The following is a 22400-nucleotide window of genomic DNA, read 5'->3' as shown; positions in this document are numbered from 1 at the left end:
GCATTACCCTCCTCCGACTTGTCGAAAGGAAGGTAATAAATATCTATTATTTTCCCGAACGACTGAACTCATCCAGTAACGCCCGGAAAGTCTCTTTCACCGAAACAATCTTCGTTGCCCGGAATGCATTCGCCCCGGCAAAAGCGTACCCGTTATCCATGTTCCCCTTAAAAGCATTGTACAACGCAGCGATAATACAATAAGGACTCTTACTGATATCACACGTCTTGATACACTTGCACATGCACGTCTTGGGTTGTTTCTGGCCCTCTTTCACTTTCTGTATAAACTTGCTGAAAATCGCACGTCCCGGCATACCTACCGGACTTTTGATAATCTGTATATCTTCCTGTTTCGCCTCGATATAAGTCTGCTTGAAAATATCGGAAGCATCACACTCGTCCGTCGTCACGAAACGCGTTCCCATCTGTACCCCGGCAGCACCCATATCCATGAAACGCTTGATATCCTCGCCCGTGTAAATTCCCCCGGCCACGATCACCGGAATATCCTTCCCGTAATGCACCTCCAAATCCTTCACCTCGGCAATCACCTCCGGCAAAATATGCTCCAGAGAAAAATGCTCGTCATTAATCTGCTCATCCTTGAAACCCAGGTGTCCCCCGGCTTTCGGCCCTTCCACCACGAAAGCATCCGGTAAATAGTTATACAAATTATGCCACTTCTCGGCAATCACTTTCGCTGCACGTGCCGATGACACGATAGGAACCAGCTTGGTAACGCTATCTTTTTGCAAGAAACTCGGTAAATTCAACGGGAGACCTGCCCCGGAAAAAATAATATCCGCTTTCTCTGCGATAGCCGTCTTCACCATATCGGCAAAATTCGACATCGCCACCATAACATTCACGCCGATCACGCCTTTCGTCTTCTCACGAGCTTTCCGCAATTCCTCCTTCAAACCCATGATACTTGCCTGAATATAATCTTTCGACATATTCCGGTATAACAATCCCAATCCGGCACTGGAAATCACGCCAACTCCTCCTTCATTCGCCACGGCCGATGCTAAACCGGAGAGAGAAATTCCAACCCCCATTCCACCTTGAATAATGGGCACCGAGATTGACAGATTCCCAATATTTAATTTTTTCATTATCATACTACAACATATTTAAAACTCTTCAAAGATAGCTCTTTTATTTAACATTTACGTGTATCCCCTAATAATAAACACGATAACAACATAATTTACAATATCCGACCATAATATTAACACTGGCACATTTCTTGCATGCCAACCTCAAGACCATTTTATCGTAATACAGAATATTGAAACAATATAAAACGACAAGAAATGAAAAAACAAACGACCACGATAATAAAAGCATTCTTATGTTTTAGTTTCCTTCTCGGGATAAACCTATTCGTAACAGCACAGACCCCGGAAAAAGGCACTGAAAAGCTCATCCCGTACGGGGATTTCAATAGCTGGATGGTACGCATCATCGACGAATCCTTCGTGATCGGGGGAAACACGAAAATCCTTTACGAGGTGGCTCCCGTTGACACGATCCGGGGAGACAAACCCTATAACAGCTCTTCCGTATCGCCGTGGAGAACTTCCAACGTGATGGCAAAAGTCAGCGGCATAACCAAATGCAGCATCTCCGTGTTCCCGGAGAAACGGGATGACGGCCAATGTGTCCGCGTTGAAACCCTCATGGAAAAATGTAAAGTACTCGGGATCGTGAATATTACCGTACTCGTTCCGGGAACCATATACTTGGGCGAGATGCTCGAACCGATCAAGGATACCAAGAACCCGCAAAGTAAACTCAACGCGGGAATTCCTTTCACGGAAACACCCACCGCCATAGTCTTCGATTACAAGATGGAAACACCCGGCACGGACCACCGTATCAAGGCAACAGGTTTCAGCAAGATCGTTGATGTCCCGGGACGTGATTCCGCCGAGATATACGTCATTCTCCAGAAACGTTGGGAAGATGAAAATGGAAACGTGTACGCCAAACGGATCGGGACTACCGTCGAGCGGATTTCCGAAAACACGCCCGACTGGAACAACAACTACAGACTGGCCATCCTCTACGGTGATCCCACGAAACAGGCCGGGTACAAAAGCTATATGCAACTGATCCCTAAAGAACAATCGTTATACTGCATCAACAGTAAAGGGAAATCCGTACCCGTGGAAGAAGTCGGCTGGGGCGACACGAATGACAAACCCACCCACCTTTTCGTGCGAGTATCATCCAGTTACGGGGAAGCCTACATCGGGACGATAGGAAACAAATTCTGGGTTGATAACGTCCGCCTGGCTTACGAATAACCCAACTATTCGAAACGGATAAAAAACACTTGCCCTAGTAACACTTATCCCCGTGCCATCCTTATAACTTCGGAATAAATCTTCAATAGATTCCGTTCGCCAAAAGCTATTCCCCGTTCAACAAGCATAACTACTGTTAAAATGGCGGTTAACTGGCGGCTAGGTGGCGGCCAAGTGGCGGCTAGCCCTGTAGAATGTCTGGAAAAAAACTGATTATACCCTGGAATAATGGTAGTACTGATATATTCCTTCCGTAGCGAATCGGCTCGAATACAGGGAGTAATTAGTTGCTGGAAGACATTCTATACACTCCCCGAATGAAAAAAAATATACCGAGAATAATAAAAGGGATACTTAACACCTGTCCCACATCCAGCGCCATCTGATCCTCGTAGGACACCTGCCTTTCCTTCAAAAACTCGATCAAAAAACGAGCCGTAAAAACGAGTGTCAACGTGACACCCAGAAACATCCCCCGGTACCGATCCAAACCGACTCTCCGGTAAAGCAACATGTTCAACCCGAAGATCGCGAGATAAGCCAACGCCTCGTACACTTGTGCCGGATGACGCGGCAAAGCATCCACCTGCTCGAACACGAAAGCCCACGGGACATTCGTCGGAATTCCTACAATTTCCGAGTTCATAAAGTTTCCCAAACGAATAAAACAAGCCGCTAACGGCAACACTAACGCTATCAAATCCAGGGTACGTAAAATCTTCTCTCCCGTCATTCTGGAATAAACCACCATCGCGACAATCCACCCCACAAGCCCCCCGTGACTGGCCATCCCTTGATACCCGACGAACACCACCCCTTCATCCGGTTTTATTCGTATAGGCAACAGAATTTCCAAAGGATGCGCGAAATAATACTCGTAATCGTATATCAAGCAATGCCCCAACCGGGCACCCAAAAACAACCCGGCAATACTCAACATCACGAGAATCTGAAGATTCTCCCATGGAATCCCGTTTGCCCGGTAAACCCGCTTCAGTATCCACACGGACAATATCGTTCCCGCGATCAACAGGATACTATAATACATGATCGGTACCTCGCTTACCCAAAATGCAACGGGATCAATATTCCACTCGATATGCTTCATCACCCGCGAAAGTACTCTTTAATCGAGATTTACACAACAGGCACTTCTGAAAAAGTCCATAAAGTCATAAAAGTCCTTCGAACAGTATATGTCGGCAGCTAAAACTGCCGTTAACAAAGCGCCCCGCAGGGGGCAATCGACCTTATGGACTTTATGGACCTTATGGACTTTACGGACTTTTAGAGCGTGTATCAGTGAAACAAAAAGCGGAAAGGTTCACTGGTCACCATCTTACCTGCCGCATCCCCGGCATAAATCTCCCCGTTGGCAAGATTCAGTTTTCGCACGGGAGCCTTCTCGGAAAAGTCCAGCTTATCCAACGATATCCAAAAGACATTAGGCGTGAGCGTGGACTCGAAATAATACACCCGATTCTTCTGATCCGACACGGAACGCCACCGGGTGGAAGAGATATTCGGTTGATCCGGCGTGGAAATTCCGAGAGGCACGGAAACATTTCTCATCACGCTGAACACGCCAGCCACGGCCATATGCCAGTCGGAAGTCTGCGGGATTGCCCCGATATAGAAAGAAGCCCGCACGAAACGATCACTTGCCCGATTAGTCCCGGGCAACATCACGAGTCCGCCAATTTGCTTCCAATAATCATTCAAGGTAATTTGCTGTTGATAGGTCGGTGAATTCGTCATTACCTGATTTTGTCTACCGACATGAATTTCCAAGTTCCCGTTGATATACTCGAAAATAGCACTGTTTCCCGTGGCATCGGAAATGGCCAGGTGCATCGTGGATTTCGCACCATTAGGCATATCCGGCGCATCAATGCGAAACGTCTCTTTCCGCAATTCCGCCACGGCCTCATCCACCGTCGCGAAGTTATCCAGTACATACTGCGTCCAGATACTGATTCCCATCACGGGCCGATTGTCATTAGGCCGATTGTAAGATGATTCCGTGAGATACAGCAAATTGGCAACCAAACCTTTCTCGTTCATCCCGTCTGCCGTGCCGATATCATACCCGGCAGCGATGACACTGCCGTATTTGGATGTCCATTGAATCGTGTTACCGGAATCTGCCCCGGCACGCTTCATTCCCCTCGGGAATACATACAGATTCGTACGCAAGTCTTCCTTCCAATCCATCGTTCTACCCGTAACGATCATCCCATTCGGTCCCAGATAAACCACCCGGGTACAAGCCTCAGCCGTGTTGGATAAAATAACACCGCTCAAGCATATCAATAAAGTAATGATAAATGCATTTGTTTTCATTCGTGTAATTATTTATGTATTTGTTTCTTCTTATACGCTAGAAAGAGGGAATTAGGTTATTTAATATCTAAAATATGACAGGTGATTTTATCAAAATATACTATATTTGTAAAGTTATAACATCGAAGTGTATGAACAATCGTGATCGAATTCGTGTTCATCTCGTGGCGAACAACCCTGGGAAAAGATTTACCCGTGATATTGTACTTCGCCATGTTATATCTTGCAGATCCCGATAAATTCCTTGACGAATTACCCCGGTACATTTCTGCCTACCCGCAAGTTGATAAATATTTATCCAGACCCTCGGAGATTGACAAGCGGGTTAAAACCATGATTAAATCACACGTCGCCTGGTGCGCTAAAAATAAAATAAACCAAACACCGACTTATTTAATTAACAACATGGTTACTAGCAATTACTACAATTTTAGTGAACTGATTAGTATTTTAGAGTCAAACATGATTGAACAAAAAACAAGTTCTCGACTCTAGCAAGGCGAAAGCATTTGCCCGAGAGGAAGCAAGGGTGGAAGGTAGACGACGGTAACCCGCACCGTAGTCTCGCTAGTGTCTCGCTAATAAGTTCATTGAAAGTTAACTGAAAGTTGACTGAAAATTGATTGAATATTCAATCAATGCATAATCGATGTATAATTAAAGCCTAATCGAAGCATTAGTGAAGCACTAGTGAATCACCGACTTGTCTCCGGTGAGAATATACGGGGATACGGGTGTCCTTCGGACAAGGCTTACCGGCAGCTTAGCTGCCATGGACAAAGCTCCCGCAGGGTCCACGGACTTTATGAACTGTATAGACTTTATAAACTTTTGAATCAAAGGGTTAGAAGCGTTTTCACGCGTTTACTCTGAAAAATAAACCGGGAGACTCTGATTATTCCGGGAATTTGACTATCTTTGCCCAATTTTTAATCAATTCGTATAAAGATAAATTCTATGGCAATCTATTTAGACGACGTATCAAGAACTTTCGGTGAATATCTGCTTATTCCCGGTTTAACCACGAAACAGTGTATTCCTACCAACGTTTCATTGAAAACACCCTTGGTAAAGTATAAAAAAGGCGAGAAATCAGCCATCGAACTGAACATACCCTTTGTTTCAGCGATCATGCAATCGGTTTCCGACTCGGGATTGGCAATAGCACTTGCCCGCAACGGAGGATTGTCATTTATCTTCGGGTCGCAACCGATCGAATCACAGGCAGAAATGGTTCGCAAGGTGAAAAAATTCAAGGCCGGATTCGTGACCAGCGATTCCAATATCACCCCGGAAGCCACGTTAGCAGACGTGCTCGCCTTGGTGAAACGGACGGGACATACCACGATGGGAGTAACGCACGACGGAACACCCAACGGTAAATTACTGGGATTGGTAACCAGCCGGGATTACCGCGGGGAGAAAGACCCGAAAGACAGGAAAGTAAAGGAATTTATGACCCCGTTCTCCAAACTAACCGTGGGAGAAATCGGTATGACTCTTAGCGAAGCCAATCAAGTCATCTGGGATCACAAATTAAATACATTGCCGATTATTGATAAAGACCAGAACCTTGCTTATTTCGTATTCCGCAAGGATTATGATAGCCACAAGGATAACCCGAACGAATTGTTGAACACGACGGACAAAAAGTTACTGGTGGGTGCAGGGATTAACTCCCGCGACTACAAGGAACGTGTCCCCGCCCTGGTGGAAGCCGGAGTTGACGTTTTGTGCATCGACTCGTCCGACGGTTTCTCGGAATGGCAAAAAGAGACGCTACAATGGATCAAACAAGAATATAACGGAAAAGTACTCGTGGGTGCCGGGAACGTGGTTGACCAAGCCGGGTTCCGCTACCTCGTAGAAGCCGGGGCCGATTTCATTAAAGTGGGTATCGGTGGAGGTTCCATCTGTATCACCCGCGAACAAAAGGGTATCGGACGCGGACAGGCTACCGCCGTGATCGACGTGGCAAAAGCCCGTGACAAATACTTCGAAGACACCGGTATTTACGTGCCGATCTGTAGTGACGGTGGACTGGTACACGATTATCACATGGTACTGGCTCTCGCCATGGGTGCCGACTTCCTGATGATGGGACGTTACTTTGCCCGTTTCGACGAGTCTCCCACCAAGAAATTAATGGTAAATAACTCTTACGTGAAAGAGTACTGGGGCGAAGGTTCAAATCGTGCCCACAACTGGCAACGCTACGACATGGGTGGTAGCGAATCACTAAAATTCGAGGAAGGAGTTGACAGCTACGTGCCTTACGCCGGGAAATTAAAAGATAACCTGGATGTAACGATCGGTAAAATCCGGTCTACCATGTGCAGTTGCGGTGCTACCTCCATCACGGAATTACAGAAAACAGCCAAGATCACGTTGGTATCTTCCACCAGTATCGTGGAAGGTGGAGCTCACGATGTCATTTTGAAAGATCACAACAGATAAAATGAAAAATCCCGGATTAACCTCCGGGATTTTTCATTTATAGACATTTACTCATCCTGTAATTCTTCAACAACAACTTGTTCGCTTTCCAGAGTTGTTCCTTCTCGATCACGAACCCCTGCTTCTGGAAAAAAGTTAAAGCCGTGATACTCACGTCGGCGGTAACCACCCGTATATGTTGCTCCATGGCCCATTCCTCCAACCTGTTTAACAAAGCCGAGGCAACCCCTTGATTAAGATAATCTACATGCACGAACATCGAATTCAGATACCCTTGTGAAGATAAAGCCGAGAAACCAGCCAGTTTATCACTGAGACGATCATCCGCAACCAACATGTAATAATCGTTCACCAATTCCCGCCAACGTTCGTCATTATCCCCGCAAGAAACCCAATCGGCAATCTCTTCGGACGTGTAATCTTCAATATTCACGACCGCGAGCGTCTGCCGGAACAACTGTTTCAGCGCGGAAATATCACTTTCGATTGCCTGACGAATAAAATATCTCATACCTGACACGTGTTACAGTAATAAATACTACCTCCCAAATAATTCTCTTTCAGAATAAGATCACCACAACGCACGCAACGGGTCCCCATCGTATCCTTAGACAGGTATGGGATATACCCGCCTTTATTGTCAAACAAATCCTTTTCCGAATTCCGTCCTCGTTGTTGATACATCTCCCGCATCACTTTCTTGACACAATAGAACAACTCCTCTCTCTTTTCCGCCGGAAGCGACGCAATTTTCGTTTTCGGGTGTATCTTGGCGATATACAAAATATCTTGTAACACACCATTTCCCAGACCGGGAATCATCTGATCAGTAGCCAGAAACGCCTTGGCACTCTTCTTTTGCACCGGCTCGTCATTTATCAACCCCATGAAATAATCCTTATCAAAAGCATCGGACAAAACCTGCGGTTTATTCCTCGCACACGTGTAATATTCCTTGAAATTCCCCTCGAAATCCCCCTCCTCGAAGCACAACACGGCACCGTACATCCGCACGGAAACGATGATACAACTTTGATCTTCAAACCCTAACAGGAATTGATGCTTATTCGGAAGGTTTGTCTCAGGAGCGTAATAGCGAAGGTTTGCCCCGTCACTGAAAACCATCCGGGTATCCCCGGCGTTTACTTGTACCATTCCCCCGTACGCGCAGGCTCCATCCACTGTTTTACCAAGCAATCTGGCGGGATACGCTTCCGGGTCTCCATGGAAGAAAGTAAACTTATGCGGCGTGTAACCGGCAATAACGTCCGTGATAACTTTTCCTTTTATGGTTTCATTCAATTGCTCGGCCAAACACAGTGCTTCGGGTGCTTCAATCATAATCTCTCGTTTGAATTTATCCTCTTTTCTCAATCAAATATAATAGAAAAAGCGATACAAAACATTTTATTGATTACTTTCGTTACATCAAAAAAATGAAACTTATGAACTACAAAGTCACCCACTACCCCACGCGGCAACGTTTTGAAATAGAACTGGAAGGCATGACCGCTTACGCCGAATACAGATTAACGGACAACAGTCTTGATATCGTTCACACTTTCGTTCCTCCCTCCCTGGAAGGAAAAGGAATTGCCGGAGCCCTCACGGAAGCCGCTTATGATTATGCCAGAGCCAACCATTTGAAACCGGAAGGCACCTGCTCGTATGCTGCCGTATGGTTGAAAAGACACCCGGAATACCTGCAATAATATAAAATCGGCTTTTGATTTGAAGCCAATTTTAATGCCCGTCACATGTAGCGACAATAGATATGGAACAACTCTTTAGGCATTTTCAGCAAATGCTTGAATTTTATGCGGCTATCCCCTTTCTCTATCCACGTATTCAAGGGAACTTCATGAATAATCCGGTCATAATCGGCATGTTCTTTCCGAACGCGCAAAAGCAACTCCACGTCAAAAAGCCAACCGGAATTGAATTTCTCTCCAAAACCCACGGGGATGAGTTCACTCTTCATAAGCTTTGCCCCGCATTGACTGTCATACACGGGAAGCTGGAACAACATGGAAACCACGGTAGCAAACCCGCGTCCCAGGTAATGGCGATAAGCTTTTCGCTGCACGTTGGCACCCAGACGTTTCAAACGAGCTCCCATCGCCATCCCGACTTCCGGCTTCCGATCCATCTCGTCGGCCAACAAATACAAATCTTCCAAAGGCGTGGCCAGATCTGCATCCAGGTATCCCACGACCGTGTAGCGATTTAAAGAATCGACATACAGCATTCCACACCTGACCGCCTCGGCCTTTCCCCGGTTATCGGCGTTATCCACCAGCAAGAACCGTTCCGGCTCCAGCTCCACGACCCGTTGCAAGACCTCGGAAGTATTATCCTGACTACCGTCATTCACGAAACAGAAGTCAAAACGTCCCTCCCTTTTCACAAACTCCCGGAACACGTCCACTTCCAGGCGTTGGGCCTCGTTATAACAAGGAATGATAACACATATTTTTTCCATCCGCTGCTTATTTATTTACGAATCTCTACCTCTTTCGTCAAAAAACGCTGCAATTCGAGCGCTTCGCCATTTCGAGGATCCAATTTTATCGCCTTCCCCGCGTTCTCCACCGCGGCAGCCCTACGCCCGGCAGCGAGATCACACAACGCCCGCAACAGAAGCAACTCGCTATCCTCCTCGACCCCGTTCATCCGCGTCATCAACTTCTCGGCCTCATCCATACGTTTCTGTTGTATCAAGGCCCGGAGCTCTATCTTTTGCAAAGCCACTTTGTCCCGTCCTTGATCGCGCAACAAAGCGGTTATCTGATCCAGCAATTTATAATTATTCGTGCGGCAATAACATTCGGCCAAGGCAAGCAAAACACGTTCATCCGCTCGTTTGGCCCGCACCACCTTCTCGTAAGGCTCGATCGCCTTGGAATAACTCCGGTTCCGTCTCAGAATATCACCGCCCAAAGCCAATGCCTGCACGTTTCCGCCATGATACCTCAGGGCCTTGTTCACGTAATCAAGTGCCTCTTTATCCTTACCCTCGGAATAATAAATCAATCCTTTCAAATAATAGGAAGAAGAAGCCACGTTATTTTGCGCCAACATCGCGTCCACAGCCTGGTGAGCCGTGGCAAAACGCTTCAAATCCAGGGCACTCAACGCTCTTATGTTCAAGGCATCCATCAACTGGGGCTGCCATTTCAAGGATTCTCCCGTACACCGTAAAGCCTCCTCCGGTTTTCCGGAAGCATAATATAATTTACTCAGCCGCATCCACATCTCCTCGTTCCACGGGTGAGCCTTCAAATAACCTTCCAGTTTGTCAATGGCCTCCGGGTACTTCTTCTCTTCTTCCAACTTGATCGCCTGATAATCCTCCTTGGATGTCCTTTTACCCACCACGCACATCGGCAACCCCTCGGCATCCACGGAATACAGGAATCCCTCCTTCACGGGAAAAAGACCGTTCTTCAACTGAAAACTATTGATATACACGTTATCAAAAATCATGTAATCCCAATCCTTGCTAAACTTATCGTAATAACGACTATAAACAATCTTCACGTTCGTATCCTTCCGGAAATAATGTTCCAGGTTAGCGCTATGATTCGTCACTATCCGGACCGGATGTCCTTTATAATCCACGTTCTTCTTGAACCAATCCACGCCTTTCTTCAAGGCATTATAGTAATAATCCGTCTCGTAGTCCCCGTACGCACCATGTAATCCACCCACCAGCTCGTTAAAATAAACGTAATCATTGGGATGATTCTTGGCCATGTGCCGAGCGGGTAGGAACAACAACCCGATAAACACGACAGTAGCAATCCCCTTCAAGTATTTCGGGGAAACGGATAACAGCAATGTCCAGAAACGAGCTGCCAGCAACACCATAAACGGCATGACAAACAACAAGTGGCGAATTCCCCCGTAAAGATTCGATTTCTGGTAGATCACCCAAAACACGGGGAAAACCAGCGAGAAGAGAAAGAAGAAAGAGAGTAATGAAAACTCTTTCTTGCGGAAGAACATGAAAAAGAGGTACCCGATACAACCGACCACCACTACCAACGGAGACCCGATCATTAAATATTTCGGAGCATAATGCACGGGTAACATGTTTGACATCATTTGCTGTCCCTCGAATATCGTACGCAACCCGATATTATAATTCGTGAACTCTTTTAGCGATACCACCACGTTCGTGAAAGGACGAGCCAGCGCGAAAGGCCATGTAATAATCGACAAAAAATAGCCGACAAACAGCACGATCACGATAAGAAACAGAATATTCTCGACATCCTTACGATACTTCAGGAATTTATAGAATTCTTTGAAACCGACCCACAAGATATAAAACAACCCACCGTACATGAACAGATACGGGAACAATAGCAATCCTCCCGAACGGGTTCCCAACGCCAGCGCAATACCCAGCACGGCTCCCAACACGTGACGTAGCTTGATCACCGGATAACGGTCAAACAGTCGTACAAAATAAAATATCGCAACCAGATAGCCCACCGCGAAGGGGATATCTTTCAAATTATTCATGCTATGCCCGAAAAAGCGAGGAGAGAAAAAAAGTAGCAACATGGAAATCAACCCGCATAATCCACCACCGAAGCGCAACCCGAGAAGCCCGATCGCAATGACACCCAACGCCCCCACCAACGCACAAACGACATGACGCACGGCATAAACGTCATCCGCCCCGATCATGTTGGCAACGACAGCCGCCACGACCTGCATGGAATTACCATAAAGATGCAACGCCGTCTTTGGCTGATTCAACGCGGCCTTATCCCCTTTCGTGAAGTAATCCAACACGTAACCTGAATGACGGTGATCCACGAACTCATCCCCGCTAATCCCATAATCCTTGCTGATATAAGGCATGTAGAAAAAAACAAACAATCCGAACAATAGCATGAGCATACGATAGATCATGTCCCGACGGGACCGCTCTGTCGGATTGAACAGGGTCGAGAAGAAACGTCCTGTCATCAAAAATCGGAAAGGAACCTTCCAAAAATAATTCACTGCCGGGTTCGAATCAATAACCGCATCTTTCCACGTCACGGTCGTCTCCAATTTCCCGAACTTCACGTATCCTTTTTGCAGGCTATAACTCACCGCCCGCAATAAATTACCATCCAGATCCTCGCCGGCATAGGCCTTCATGAACAGGGACTTTTCCCCGATCAACACGGGTGAATCCGTGATAACCCGGTCTCCACGCCACAACTCTGTGTCCATGAATCCGAACCACAGTTTACGTTTCCGGTTACTCACGTAATAGACATGGTCCCCCCGTCTCGTCTTTCGGTAATCTTGTTCCCAGACATTCAACGCGGACAACGCCACCCGATCTAGGTCGACCAGCATAATTTCATCCGCTTCCACCTCATCCAGAACCTTCCGGAATTTTTCCTCTCCACTTCCCGCTCGCAGTAGAATTATATTGTTTTGCCACGCATCTTTACCAACTTGCGTGGCAGATTGTTGATAATTAACATCCGCAGTGAAACCGATCACTTGAATAGATTTACTAACTATTTCTTTCACGATATTCTCTTTTACACTACAACTTAATATACTATACCGATTGTATAAGACCTTTAAAGGGTATAAAGATATAAAATAAGTTCATAAAGTCCATAAGGTTTATAAAGTTTATAAAGTCCATAAGGTCACGGGTGTCCTTATGGACCTTATAAACTTCCAGCTTGTCACGTTGGCTCGATACCACACTTCGATTTATGACGTTCTGTCAGTAAATATGACATCAAACAGCCACGTGATAAGACATTTTTGTGAAAATAAGTCTTATTTGGCAACTGGCACACGGTTTGATAAAAGATAAATGTTCTTGAAACTATTCAGGGACAAAGAACGAAAAAGTAAATAGAAAATAATAACATTATAAATATTAAACAATATGGGAAAGATTATTGGAATAGACTTGGGAACCACGAACTCTTGCGTTGCCGTTATGGAAGGTAACGAACCAGTGGTAATCCCTAACAGTGAGGGTAGGAGAACGACACCATCTATTGTTGCTTTTGTTGATAACGGCGAAAGAAAAGTAGGTGATCCTGCAAAACGTCAGGCTATCACGAACCCGACGAGAACAATATATTCAATCAAACGTTTCATGGGTGAAACCTATGATCAAGTATCAAAAGAAATCGGCCGTGTTCCTTACAAAGTTGTAAGAGGGGAAAACAACACCCCACGTGTCGAAATTGGTGACCGGAAATACTCACCCCAGGAAATCTCTGCCATGATTCTCCAGAAAATGAAGAAAACGGCCGAAGATTATCTCGGACAAGAAGTAACCGAAGCGGTGATCACCGTACCGGCATACTTTAACGACGCGCAACGTCAAGCGACCAAAGAAGCCGGAGAAATTGCCGGATTAGCCGTAAAACGTATCATCAACGAGCCGACAGCCGCAGCATTGGCTTACGGTTTGGACAAACAAGATAAAGATATGAAAATTGCCGTCTTCGACTTGGGAGGTGGTACCTTTGATATCTCTATCCTGGAACTGGGAGATGGCGTGTTCGAGGTTAAATCAACCGATGGTGATACTCACCTAGGAGGTGACGATTTCGATGACGTGATCATTAACTGGTTGGCCGACGAATTCAAGAAAGACGAGAACGTGGACATCCGTAAAGACCCGATGGCTCACCAACGTCTGAAAGAAGCTGCCGAAAAAGCAAAAATAGAATTGTCAAGTTCTACCTCAACGGAAATCAACCTGCCGTACATATTCCCGGTAGACGGAATTCCAAAGCACTTGGTTAGAACGTTAACAAGATCACAATTCGAGCAACTGACCGATCATCTGGTACAAGCCACGATCGAGCCTTGCCGTCGGGCATTGAAGAATGCCAACGTGAGTGCATCGGATATCAGCGAGGTGATCCTCGTGGGTGGTTCTACCCGTATCCCGGCCGTTCAGAAAAAGGTACAGGATTTCTTCGGCAAAGCCCCGTCAAAAGGAGTTAACCCGGATGAAGTTGTTGCCGTAGGTGCCGCTATCCAAGGTGGTGTATTGACCGGAGAAGTAAAAGACGTGTTATTGCTTGACGTAACCCCGCTTTCTTTGGGTATCGAAACATTAGGTGGAGTGATGACGAAATTGATCGAATCCAACACGACGATCCCGACCAAGAAATCAGAGGTGTTCTCCACGGCTGCAGATAACCAACCGTCCGTAGAGATTCACGTGCTGCAAGGAGAACGTCCCATGGCAAAAGACAACAAGACGATCGGACGTTTCCATCTGGACGGACTACCACCAGCCCCGCGTGGTGTACCACAAATCGAGGTAAGCTTCGATATTGATGCCAACGGTATATTGAAAGTATCCGCAAAAGACAAAGCTACCGGAAAAGAGCAATCCATCCGTATTGAAGCTTCGTCCGGACTTTCAGATGCCGATATCAAGAGAATGAAAGACGAGGCAGCCGCTAATGCGGAAGCCGACCGTCAGGAAAAAGAACGCATTGACACGATCAATAAAGCCGACAGCATGATCTTCCAAACTGAAAAACAATTGAAAGAGTTTGGAGATAAATTACCTGCCGACAAGAAACAACCGATTGAAGCTGCCTTGCAAAAACTGAAAGACGCTCACAAAGCTCAGGACGTTGCAGCGATCAATTCAGCTATCGACGAATTGAACAACGTGTTCCAAGCCGCTTCTCAGGAAATGTACAACGCCCAACAACAACAAGGCGGCGCACAACAAGGAGCTCCTCACGCCGATCAACAACAATCAGCTAACGGGGGAAAAGACCAGGAAGTAACAGACGTCGATTTCGAGGAAGTGAAATAACCTCCAAAGACAAGTTATAAATACAGGTTGGCAAGTACAGGTTAATACCTATTACTTGCCAACCTTTTTTATTCAAAAATTTTTAAACTTATAATCTGCAACTCACCGCAGGCTATCCCTTGTGCGGTTGGAATCTAAAATAGTTAAATCCAAAATAAACAAGAGGAGTAACGAACACAAGAAAACGCTCCAACTCTACACGAAAATATCCCCTCCCCTGTTTAAGAGGAGCCAAAGGGGTTGATAGAAAGCTAAAAGTTAAAAAACTAAAAGCGAATAGATTCTGTGATTATAAAAAGAGTTGCTTTGCAGGGAAATAACTTGCTACTTGTAACCTACAAAACCTGCAACTCGCCAAAGGCTATTCTATACTAAATATTTAGCGATTGTCTGTTTCAACAACACGGCCGACAGAGGTTTGGTCAGGTAGTCGTTACATCCAGCCCCCAGAGCCTTCACTCGGTCGTCATCAAACGCAAATGCAGTTAAAGCAATAATTGGAATTTCCTGAGAAGATTGACGAATGATCCGAGTGGCTTCCAATCCATCCATTTCCGGCATCTTGATATCCATCAGAATAAGATCAGGCTGGGATTTTTCGTATAGCTCGACAGCTTCTTTCCCATTCCACGCATGAAGCAGATTATAAGTTTTCCCGATAATAGCTTTTAGTAGAAGAAAATTACTCTCCACATCCTCCGCCACAAGAATCGTTCTACCCGCGCTTATGTTTTCTTTAATATCGTTATTTTCCATATCGTTTATATCCGTTTCGATAACAATTTCTTGATAAGGAATTGTAAATTTAAATATAGAACCTTCATTCTCCTCGGATTGTACCCCTATGCTTCCATCCATTTTTTCAACAAGCATTTTGCATATAGCCAATCCTAACCCCGAACCTTGGGCAAAGGTATTCAATTTTGTGAAACGATCAAAGATTGTCGGGATTTTATCTTTGGGAATTCCACACCCGGAATCCTCCACGAAAAACGCCACTAGATCGCCCATGATTCGATAAGCGCAGCGAACAAATCCTTTCCCCGTGGAATTCGAAGACCGTATTTGAAATAACCTGTTCCCATCTATCAGCATACTCATATCTTTCCCCCTTCACTCAATTCCAAAAACAGGCACAAAAGAAACTCACCTCACACAAGAAGCAAACAAAACTTACTTTTTGTAACAAAACACTCCTAATATTAGCGCAAAAATCTTTGGGTTATCACTCCTATTTTTGTACATTTGTCCCGAAAATACAGTGTGTACAGTATTAGGGAAGAATTTATTTATTTCAGACACATAAAATGTTTAACTAAAAATCAAACCTATGTTAACTTCTATTATTTACTTGTTGATCGTGGTGTTAATGCTCGTATCTTCATGGAAAGTCTATGAAAAAGCAGGAAGACAAGGCTGGGAAGGCATTATCCCTATTTACAACCTTTACGTGATGCTTCAAATCATTAACAGACCGTGGTGGTGGCTTTTGATCATGATCTTTATCCCGATCGCTAACGTTATCATGATGATCATCGCATTGAAGGAATTCTTAGCTAAATTCGGAAAAGGTATCGGGTTCACGATTGCAACGATCTTCTTCCCCTTCATCACATACCCGATATTAGCATTCGGGGATGCTCAATTTAAAAATGAATAATTTCAATACAAAATAAAACCGACTTTTAGAAGTCGGTTTTATTTTTCTGCCATCTCTCTTAGAAAATCCCGCATAATCTCTTGCACCTTCACGGGATCACCCTCGTAATTATTAACAAGAATCGTAAAAGCAAGCGTCTCCCCTTTCTTGTTTTTCAAATAACCGGAAAGCGCCCGCACGCCAAACATGGAACCCGTTTTAGCAACCACGTTCCCTCGCAAAACCGGATGATCAGAATATACCCGTAACCCCCGATCCACCCCTCCCCGGGGTAACGAAGCTAGAAAGGCATCTCCCAAACTTTCTCTTGCCCAAAGTAACAAATCCGTAAAAGTTTCTGCCGGAACAGCATTCGCCGGGGAAAGCCCACAGGCATCCTTCAAGATAATCCCGCAAGAATCAATCCCGATATGATTCAATTCTTCCTTCACAATTTTCGCGTAATCTGTCGGGCTGATCAAATAACCCAACGCTTCAGCAAAAAGATTCACGCTATTCTTGTTCGTGTAAAAAACGATATCCTTCAATAAAGGAGAAATCATCGTCAACAAGAGTTGCCGTCCGTTGTTTCCCTTCTCAACCTCTTGCTTGTCCACCACCACGCCCGCTTTCTTTAATCGCTTCTCTACTTCAACCAGAAAACAATCTTCCGGACGGTGCATCGCTCCCTTTACCGCAAACAAGGAACGATTGGCAGGAATTGTCCCCTGAATTAATAATGTCGCCGCCTCCGGTCCTCCATATATCCACGCATCATTCGAGTTCTTCACGGAAGATAAAACCTCGTTCCGAAATTTAACCCCCGGAACGGAGGGTACAACAGATAGCAACCGGGCGGGAGTACCCGCTTTTCCCGATCTCATATTAAGCGTGTAAGTATTATCTCGGTAATTAAAAGAATGATATAAAGCCCCGTAATAATTCGCCACGTCTTCCCAAGGCCACGAACCCGGAATCCGAGAAGGAGAATCTCCTGTTTCCACGATGATATTCCCGATAACTCGTCTGATTCCCATACCTAGTACCGCCGAAACGACACTATCCACGAAACAAGCTTCTGGGAAATATTTCGAATCCAAAGACGGGTCTCCTCCCGCCCGCACGATAATATTCCCGGCAAGCACACCTTCTTCTAACTTTCCCGAGTAAAAAACATTTGTACTGTAAGTCAGAGAATCACCTTCCCGTTTCAAGGCCAAAGCGGAAGAAAGTAATTTAACCACGGAAGCCGGACGCAAAGCCATACCCGCATTATATTCATACACGACATCCCCGCTCTCCACATGCTTCACGCACACGCCAATCGCCGCATGTTTTACCTCTTTTTGATTCCAGAAGTGCTGCACCGTGGTCTGATTCTGCCCGGAAACGAGAGAAACCACAAACAGGAATCCTATTCCCAACCCACAAAATCTCATCACTCGACAATGGATTTCAACACATTGTTCACATCCTCTTCAGTCCGGTGCAACTTCCCTTTACAGAATTCAACAAGCACTGCTATTCTTTTTACTTTTTCGCTCAACTCATCTACATCCAATTTATTATCTTCCAACAACTTCACGAGGTTTTCAATTTCCTCCATGGCTGACTTGTATGTCAAATTCTCTTCCATAATCAATTCTATTAGACGTTTGTTTCAATATCTTTAATTTCACTCCGAATCACCCCTTTGAATAATTCGGTTTCAAGCATATCCCCTTTCTTCACCTTACCAGTCTCCCGGACAGCTTTTCCGTTCACCCGGGTAATTGAAAAACCCTTCTCCAGTATATTTTTCGGATCGGCATATTTCATCTTCGTTTCAGCCAACTCCAAAACATAACGATTGGCAGTAAAAACTTCGGTTGTCTTACGCGCCAACGTTTTCTGTATATCCTCCAAGCGACTTTTCTGACGATCAAACAACACACCCAGTTTCCCTTCCACCTTCACTCCCAGTTGCTCGAACCCGCTCATTCGATTCCGGATAAAAAGTTGCGAGGCATGTTCAACCCTTCGTGAAGACAACACCAATTTATTCGCTTGTCCTTCGAGAAACAAACGGGTAAATTGCTTAAACTCCGTGATTTTTACAACCTGACGAGTCTTTTCCTCTTGCAATATTCTTTTCGTCTCCCGAGTCAAACTCTCTTTAGCCTCTTCCAACAGGGCATCAACCTCGTGGAAACACTCTATCAGAAAAGCAGCAGCAGCCGTGGGGGTCTTTACACTACGATAGGCCACCCGGTCCACGATCGTTTCATCCCGCTCATGCCCGATCCCGGCAAGTATCGGAATGGGGAATTGAGCCACATTGGCAGCCAATTCATACGAATCAAAGCTTCCCAAATCTGTCTGGGAACCACCTCCACGAATAATAACAACCACATCAAAAAGCGATTCATACTCGTAAATCCTTTCCAACGCAGCAATAATAGATTCCGTCGTTTTCTCCCCCTGCATCACGGCAGGGAACAACTTGGTATGGAATGCATACCCGTAAGCATTACGATGTAATTGATCCACAAAATCGCCATACCCGGCAGCCGTCGGTGAAGATATGATCGCAATAGTTTTCGGAAGCATCGGGAATTCCAACTCCCTGTTCATATCAATCACCCCCTCTTGTGTCAAGCGATCAAGAATCTCTTTCCGTTTACGTTCCAGATCCCCAACCGTAAACGTGGGATCAATATCTTTTATATTCAGAGAATAACCGTACAACTCATGAAAAACGATCTCGGCCTTAACAAGCACCTTGATTCCCTTCTGTAAAGATTTTCCCGTCGTAGTCTCAAAATAAGGCTTCAACATTCTATACGTGAAGGACCAGATCGTGGCCCGGGCCGTGGCAATAATCGCATCATCTTCTTCCCTCTTCTCTATTAGTTCCAAATAACAATGCCCGGAGCGATTTTCCTTCACATCCGCAATCTCGGCAACAACCAGAAAACTATCCGAGAAACGATTCTTTAACTCTCGTTTCACCAAACAATTCAATTGGTATAATCCGATAGACTCCATGAGAATTTTAGATTTTAAATTTTAGATTTCCCCTCACAAAACCATCCCCATTCCGTGATTCGGCAGCACAAGCAGCCATAAACAAAGCGCCCCGCAGAGATCCACTAACTTTATAAACTTTATAAACTCTATTCCATTTCCAACTGATTCAGCTCTTCAATATAAGACAGTAATTCCACACGTCCCAACTTGGTTTCGGCAGAAGTGATAAAAGCCATTGGCATACTTTCCCATGTATCCTTCATCTTTTCTTGATATTTGGAAATACAATTCATCCGCTCGGTAGTAGTCAGTTTATCCGCCTTCGTGAAAACCATGACAAAAGGAACCCCATTCTCTCCCAACCATTCCATAAATTCCAAATCGACCTTCAGAGGATCATGTCGGCTATCTATCAATACGAAAAGACATATCATATTTTCCCGTTGCAAAATATAGTTTCGTATCATGGCACTGAACTGTCCCCGTTGAGACTTTGACGTTCTAGCATATCCATATCCCGGTAAATCGACCAGAAACCACTCATCATTAATCAAGAAATGATTAATCAACTGTGTCTTTCCCGGAGTACCAGACGTTTTGGCCAGTTTACCGTGGTTCGTTAACATATTAATTAACGATGACTTCCCCACATTCGATCTCCCAATAAATGCGTACTCATGTTTATCCGGCTCCGGACATTTCTTTACCTCCGTATTACTTGTCACAAATTTGGCACTGTAAACTTCCATAATTTTTTTATTTGAATATGTAGCAATTTGAAAATACGAAAACGTGAAATGTGAATTTCCCGTTTTCGCATTTTCAAATTTACAAATTATTTAGCTACGAGAAGACGATCTATTAAAGTTTCTCGGCTTTTTCGGATCACTTCCCGGTCTACCTCTCCTTTTTCCCCCATTCCGATCTTCCCGTCGTCCTCCGCGGTCACTACTTTCCCGCTTGTCACGATCACGACGATCACTTCTTCCAGAAAACTCGCTTCTTCCCCGATCATCCCGACGACGACCTCTGTCCCGTGTCGGGATTGCTTTCATCTCTATCGGAATTCCATTAAAGATTACTTTGCTGAAGTCTACAGCGAAATCAGATGCACTATCTTCATCAATTTCGAATTTTGTATCGGTATCAAAAATTCTGATTCCACCAACACCTATACCTCGACGACGAGAATATTGATTAATCAACCCCATAAGATCACGAGGCGTCAAACCATCTTCACGTCCAATGTTAAGGGTAAAGGTACTATATGCCGTTTCGTCTCCGCGTCCGCGGCGATCTCGATCTCGACGATCCCCCCGATCACGGCGATCACCTCCTCTATCTCCCCGGTCGGAACGATTTCCCCGATCATCATCCTCGATATTCAAGTCTACCGTGTTCTTGTATTTTTTCAACAACTTACCGAACTCGTAAGAAACCAAATGCTGGATCAACTCCTCTTTCGTAAAATCCTCGAATTTATCATACACGCCCTGAGCATACATTTCCATCTCTTCCTGATCCTCGGAAGCCACGATCTTATCCGCGTAGAACGATAACTGGGCACGACAAATTTCCTCCCCTCCCGGTACCGATTTATATTCGAACTTCTTTTTCAAGATTCCTTCAATCCTACGCAACTTACCTTTCTCTTTCGAGTGAATAATAGCGATTGAAATACCTTCTTTTCCGGCACGTCCGGTTCTACCACTACGATGCGTGTAACTCTCCACGTCCTCCGGTAAATTATAATTGATCACGTGCGTCAAACAATCCACATCCAAACCGCGGGCAGCCACGTCCGTAGCCACTAACACTTTCAAGCGTTTTGCCCGGAAGGCATTCATCACACTATCTCGCTGGGCCTGACTCAGATCACCATGCAAAGCATCACAATCAATTCCATCGCGCTGCAAATGTTTGGCAATATCCTGCGCATCATTCTTCGTACGGGTAAAGATAATAGCGTACATACTCGGAGCGCAATCCACGATACGGCGCAATGTCTCGTAGCAATCCTTGGCACGCACCATATAATACTGGTGAGACACGGTGTCGGCACCCTGGTTCTTTTTCCCCACGGAAATCTCTTTCTGGTTCACCAGATAATTCTTGGCAATCCGTTCAACCTCTTTAGGCATGGTAGCCGAGAACAAGTAAATATTCTTTTCCGTCGGCGTGTTACTCAAAATAAAATCCAAGTCTTCTTGGAATCCCATGTTCAACATCTCGTCGGCCTCATCCAACACGACAGCAAACACGGACTCGATATTCACAGCTTTTCGGTTCAACAAATCGACCAAACGTCCCGGTGTAGCCACCACCACGTGTACCCCCCTCTGCAACTCTTTCATTTGCTTTCTGATATCCGTACCTCCATACACGCAGGTAACCCGGATATCCGGACGATACTTCGAGTACTTTTTCAAATCACTTCCGATCTGCATACACAACTCACGCGTGGGACTCAGGATTAACACCTGAACATTATTCCATTCCGGATTTATTTTCTGTAACAACGGCAATCCGAAAGCCGCTGTTTTTCCCGTCCCGGTCTGGGCTAACACAACTAAATCATTTTCTTCGCCCAAAATAACAGGGATAGCCTTCTCTTGTACAGGACTCGGTGTTTCAAACCCTAAATCTGCGACTCCTTTAAGAATCTCCCCGTCTAATCCTAATTCTTTAAATTTTTCCATTAAACTTTTTTAAATTACCCCCTTACAATTTCAGATTTAGTGATTTTAGATTTTAGATTCCTCCCCACAAGGCTAATGTCTTTAAATACAAACAGGGAATCACTTAATCAT

General features: G+C 45.1%; 18 protein-coding genes. 5 read left to right on the top strand and 13 right to left on the bottom strand.

The features are described from left to right. Positions 1-46: 46 nt before the first annotated feature. On the bottom strand, positions 47-1117 hold the full coding sequence (locus DWW52_RS11075; protein WP_118715679.1) for a nitronate monooxygenase family protein: 1071 nt from the start codon (positions 1115-1117) through the stop codon (positions 47-49). A gap of 201 nt (positions 1118-1318) precedes the next feature. On the opposite strand from DWW52_RS11075, the gene DWW52_RS11070 reads away from it, so the two are divergent. Further along, complete coding sequence (locus DWW52_RS11070; RefSeq protein WP_199691985.1) at positions 1319-2314, top strand: PCMD domain-containing protein; 996 nt, start codon at positions 1319-1321, stop codon at positions 2312-2314. Between the two features lie 283 nt (positions 2315-2597). Here DWW52_RS11070 and lgt read toward each other — a convergent pair whose 3' ends face one another. After that, positions 2598-3422, bottom strand: coding sequence for a prolipoprotein diacylglyceryl transferase (gene lgt, locus DWW52_RS11065; RefSeq protein ID WP_118715563.1), 825 nt, complete (start codon positions 3420-3422; stop codon positions 2598-2600). 191 nt (positions 3423-3613) lie between these two features. Beyond that, the gene (locus tag DWW52_RS11060) at positions 3614-4657 is read right to left on the bottom strand and encodes a linear amide C-N hydrolase (protein ID WP_118715562.1); all 1044 of its coding nucleotides are present in this window, start codon (positions 4655-4657) and stop codon (positions 3614-3616) included. Positions 4658-5614: 957 nt separating this feature from the next. Between DWW52_RS11060 and DWW52_RS11050 the strand changes: the two genes are divergently transcribed. Continuing rightward, positions 5615-7114: an IMP dehydrogenase gene (locus DWW52_RS11050; protein ID WP_118715560.1), complete on the top strand. Its 1500-nt coding sequence runs from the start codon at positions 5615-5617 to the stop codon at positions 7112-7114. Between the two features lie 37 nt (positions 7115-7151). Here the strand turns inward: DWW52_RS11050 and DWW52_RS11045 are convergent, their stop codons facing one another. Both DWW52_RS11045 and DWW52_RS11040 read right to left on the bottom strand, forming a co-directional pair. Continuing rightward, on the bottom strand, positions 7152-7625 hold the full coding sequence (locus tag DWW52_RS11045; protein ID WP_118715559.1) for a GNAT family N-acetyltransferase: 474 nt from the start codon (positions 7623-7625) through the stop codon (positions 7152-7154). Next, positions 7622-8455 (bottom strand): endonuclease VIII, encoded by an 834-nt coding sequence (locus DWW52_RS11040; protein WP_118715677.1) that lies wholly within the window; start codon positions 8453-8455, stop codon positions 7622-7624. The genes DWW52_RS11045 and DWW52_RS11040 overlap by 4 nt, the downstream gene beginning before the upstream one ends. A gap of 104 nt (positions 8456-8559) precedes the next feature. On the opposite strand from DWW52_RS11040, the gene DWW52_RS11035 reads away from it, so the two are divergent. After that, positions 8560-8826, top strand: a complete 267-nt coding sequence (locus DWW52_RS11035) for a GNAT family N-acetyltransferase (RefSeq protein ID WP_118715676.1) — start codon at positions 8560-8562, stop codon at positions 8824-8826. Between the two features lie 41 nt (positions 8827-8867). On the opposite strand, the gene DWW52_RS11030 is transcribed toward DWW52_RS11035, so the two are convergent. After that, positions 8868-9596: a glycosyltransferase gene (locus DWW52_RS11030; RefSeq protein WP_118715558.1), complete on the bottom strand. Its 729-nt coding sequence runs from the start codon at positions 9594-9596 to the stop codon at positions 8868-8870. An 11-nt stretch (positions 9597-9607) separates the two neighbouring features. Continuing rightward, entirely contained in the window at positions 9608-12658 is a 3051-nt protein-coding gene (locus DWW52_RS11025; RefSeq protein WP_118715557.1) for a tetratricopeptide repeat protein, read from the bottom strand. Positions 12659-13031: 373 nt separating this feature from the next. Here DWW52_RS11025 and dnaK point away from each other — a divergent pair, with 373 nt between their 5' ends. Continuing rightward, positions 13032-14942, top strand: a complete 1911-nt coding sequence (gene dnaK, locus DWW52_RS11020) for a molecular chaperone DnaK (RefSeq protein ID WP_118715556.1) — start codon at positions 13032-13034, stop codon at positions 14940-14942. A 366-nt stretch (positions 14943-15308) separates the two neighbouring features. Here the strand turns inward: dnaK and DWW52_RS11015 are convergent, their stop codons facing one another. Then, entirely contained in the window at positions 15309-16043 is a 735-nt protein-coding gene (locus tag DWW52_RS11015; protein WP_118715555.1) for a response regulator, read from the bottom strand. Positions 16044-16272: 229 nt separating this feature from the next. On the opposite strand from DWW52_RS11015, the gene DWW52_RS11010 reads away from it, so the two are divergent. Beyond that, complete coding sequence (locus DWW52_RS11010) at positions 16273-16602, top strand: DUF5684 domain-containing protein (protein WP_118715554.1); 330 nt, start codon at positions 16273-16275, stop codon at positions 16600-16602. Between the two features lie 38 nt (positions 16603-16640). Here DWW52_RS11010 and dacB read toward each other — a convergent pair whose 3' ends face one another. The 5 genes from dacB to DWW52_RS10985 all read right to left on the bottom strand — a co-directional run bounded on the left by dacB (position 16641) and on the right by DWW52_RS10985 (position 22289). Beyond that, the gene (gene dacB, locus DWW52_RS11005) at positions 16641-18020 is read right to left on the bottom strand and encodes a D-alanyl-D-alanine carboxypeptidase/D-alanyl-D-alanine-endopeptidase (RefSeq protein WP_118715553.1); all 1380 of its coding nucleotides are present in this window, start codon (positions 18018-18020) and stop codon (positions 16641-16643) included. Next, positions 18020-18217: an exodeoxyribonuclease VII small subunit gene (xseB, locus tag DWW52_RS11000; protein ID WP_118715552.1), complete on the bottom strand. Its 198-nt coding sequence runs from the start codon at positions 18215-18217 to the stop codon at positions 18020-18022. Before xseB ends, dacB begins: the two co-directional genes overlap by 1 nt. Positions 18218-18228: 11 nt before the next feature. Further along, the gene (gene xseA / locus DWW52_RS10995; RefSeq protein WP_118715551.1) at positions 18229-19608 is read right to left on the bottom strand and encodes an exodeoxyribonuclease VII large subunit; all 1380 of its coding nucleotides are present in this window, start codon (positions 19606-19608) and stop codon (positions 18229-18231) included. A gap of 128 nt (positions 19609-19736) precedes the next feature. Continuing rightward, on the bottom strand, positions 19737-20339 hold the full coding sequence (gene yihA / locus DWW52_RS10990) for a ribosome biogenesis GTP-binding protein YihA/YsxC (protein ID WP_118715550.1): 603 nt from the start codon (positions 20337-20339) through the stop codon (positions 19737-19739). A 90-nt stretch (positions 20340-20429) separates the two neighbouring features. Further along, positions 20430-22289, bottom strand: a complete 1860-nt coding sequence (locus tag DWW52_RS10985; RefSeq protein WP_118715549.1) for a DEAD/DEAH box helicase — start codon at positions 22287-22289, stop codon at positions 20430-20432. Positions 22290-22400: the final 111 nt, after the last annotated feature.

The organism is Odoribacter sp. AF15-53, assembly GCF_003479425.1.
GTDB lineage: Bacteria > Bacteroidota > Bacteroidia > Bacteroidales > Marinifilaceae > Butyricimonas.
Note: the sequence above shows the minus strand (reverse complement) of the source record. Positions and strands in the feature narration are given on the sequence as shown.

Coding starts and splice junctions, on each gene's coding strand:
- DWW52_RS11030 (WP_118715558.1), bottom strand. CDS start 9,596: ATGGAAAAAATATGTGTTATCATTCCTTGTTATAACGAGGCCCAACGC.
- dacB (WP_118715553.1), bottom strand. CDS start 18,020: ATGAGATTTTGTGGGTTGGGAATAGGATTCCTGTTTGTGGTTTCTCTC.
- DWW52_RS11050 (WP_118715560.1), top strand. CDS start 5,615: ATGGCAATCTATTTAGACGACGTATCAAGAACTTTCGGTGAATATCTG.
- DWW52_RS11060 (WP_118715562.1), bottom strand. CDS start 4,657: ATGAAAACAAATGCATTTATCATTACTTTATTGATATGCTTGAGCGGT.
- xseB (WP_118715552.1), bottom strand. CDS start 18,217: ATGGAAGAGAATTTGACATACAAGTCAGCCATGGAGGAAATTGAAAAC.
- dnaK (WP_118715556.1), top strand. CDS start 13,032: ATGGGAAAGATTATTGGAATAGACTTGGGAACCACGAACTCTTGCGTT.
- DWW52_RS11035 (WP_118715676.1), top strand. CDS start 8,560: ATGAACTACAAAGTCACCCACTACCCCACGCGGCAACGTTTTGAAATA.
- DWW52_RS10985 (WP_118715549.1), bottom strand. CDS start 22,289: ATGGAAAAATTTAAAGAATTAGGATTAGACGGGGAGATTCTTAAAGGA.
- DWW52_RS11040 (WP_118715677.1), bottom strand. CDS start 8,455: ATGATTGAAGCACCCGAAGCACTGTGTTTGGCCGAGCAATTGAATGAA.
- yihA (WP_118715550.1), bottom strand. CDS start 20,339: ATGGAAGTTTACAGTGCCAAATTTGTGACAAGTAATACGGAGGTAAAG.
- lgt (WP_118715563.1), bottom strand. CDS start 3,422: ATGAAGCATATCGAGTGGAATATTGATCCCGTTGCATTTTGGGTAAGC.
- DWW52_RS11015 (WP_118715555.1), bottom strand. CDS start 16,043: ATGAGTATGCTGATAGATGGGAACAGGTTATTTCAAATACGGTCTTCG.
- xseA (WP_118715551.1), bottom strand. CDS start 19,608: ATGGAGTCTATCGGATTATACCAATTGAATTGTTTGGTGAAACGAGAG.
- DWW52_RS11010 (WP_118715554.1), top strand. CDS start 16,273: ATGTTAACTTCTATTATTTACTTGTTGATCGTGGTGTTAATGCTCGTA.
- DWW52_RS11070 (WP_199691985.1), top strand. CDS start 1,319: ATGAAAAAACAAACGACCACGATAATAAAAGCATTCTTATGTTTTAGT.
- DWW52_RS11045 (WP_118715559.1), bottom strand. CDS start 7,625: ATGAGATATTTTATTCGTCAGGCAATCGAAAGTGATATTTCCGCGCTG.
- DWW52_RS11075 (WP_118715679.1), bottom strand. CDS start 1,117: ATGAAAAAATTAAATATTGGGAATCTGTCAATCTCGGTGCCCATTATT.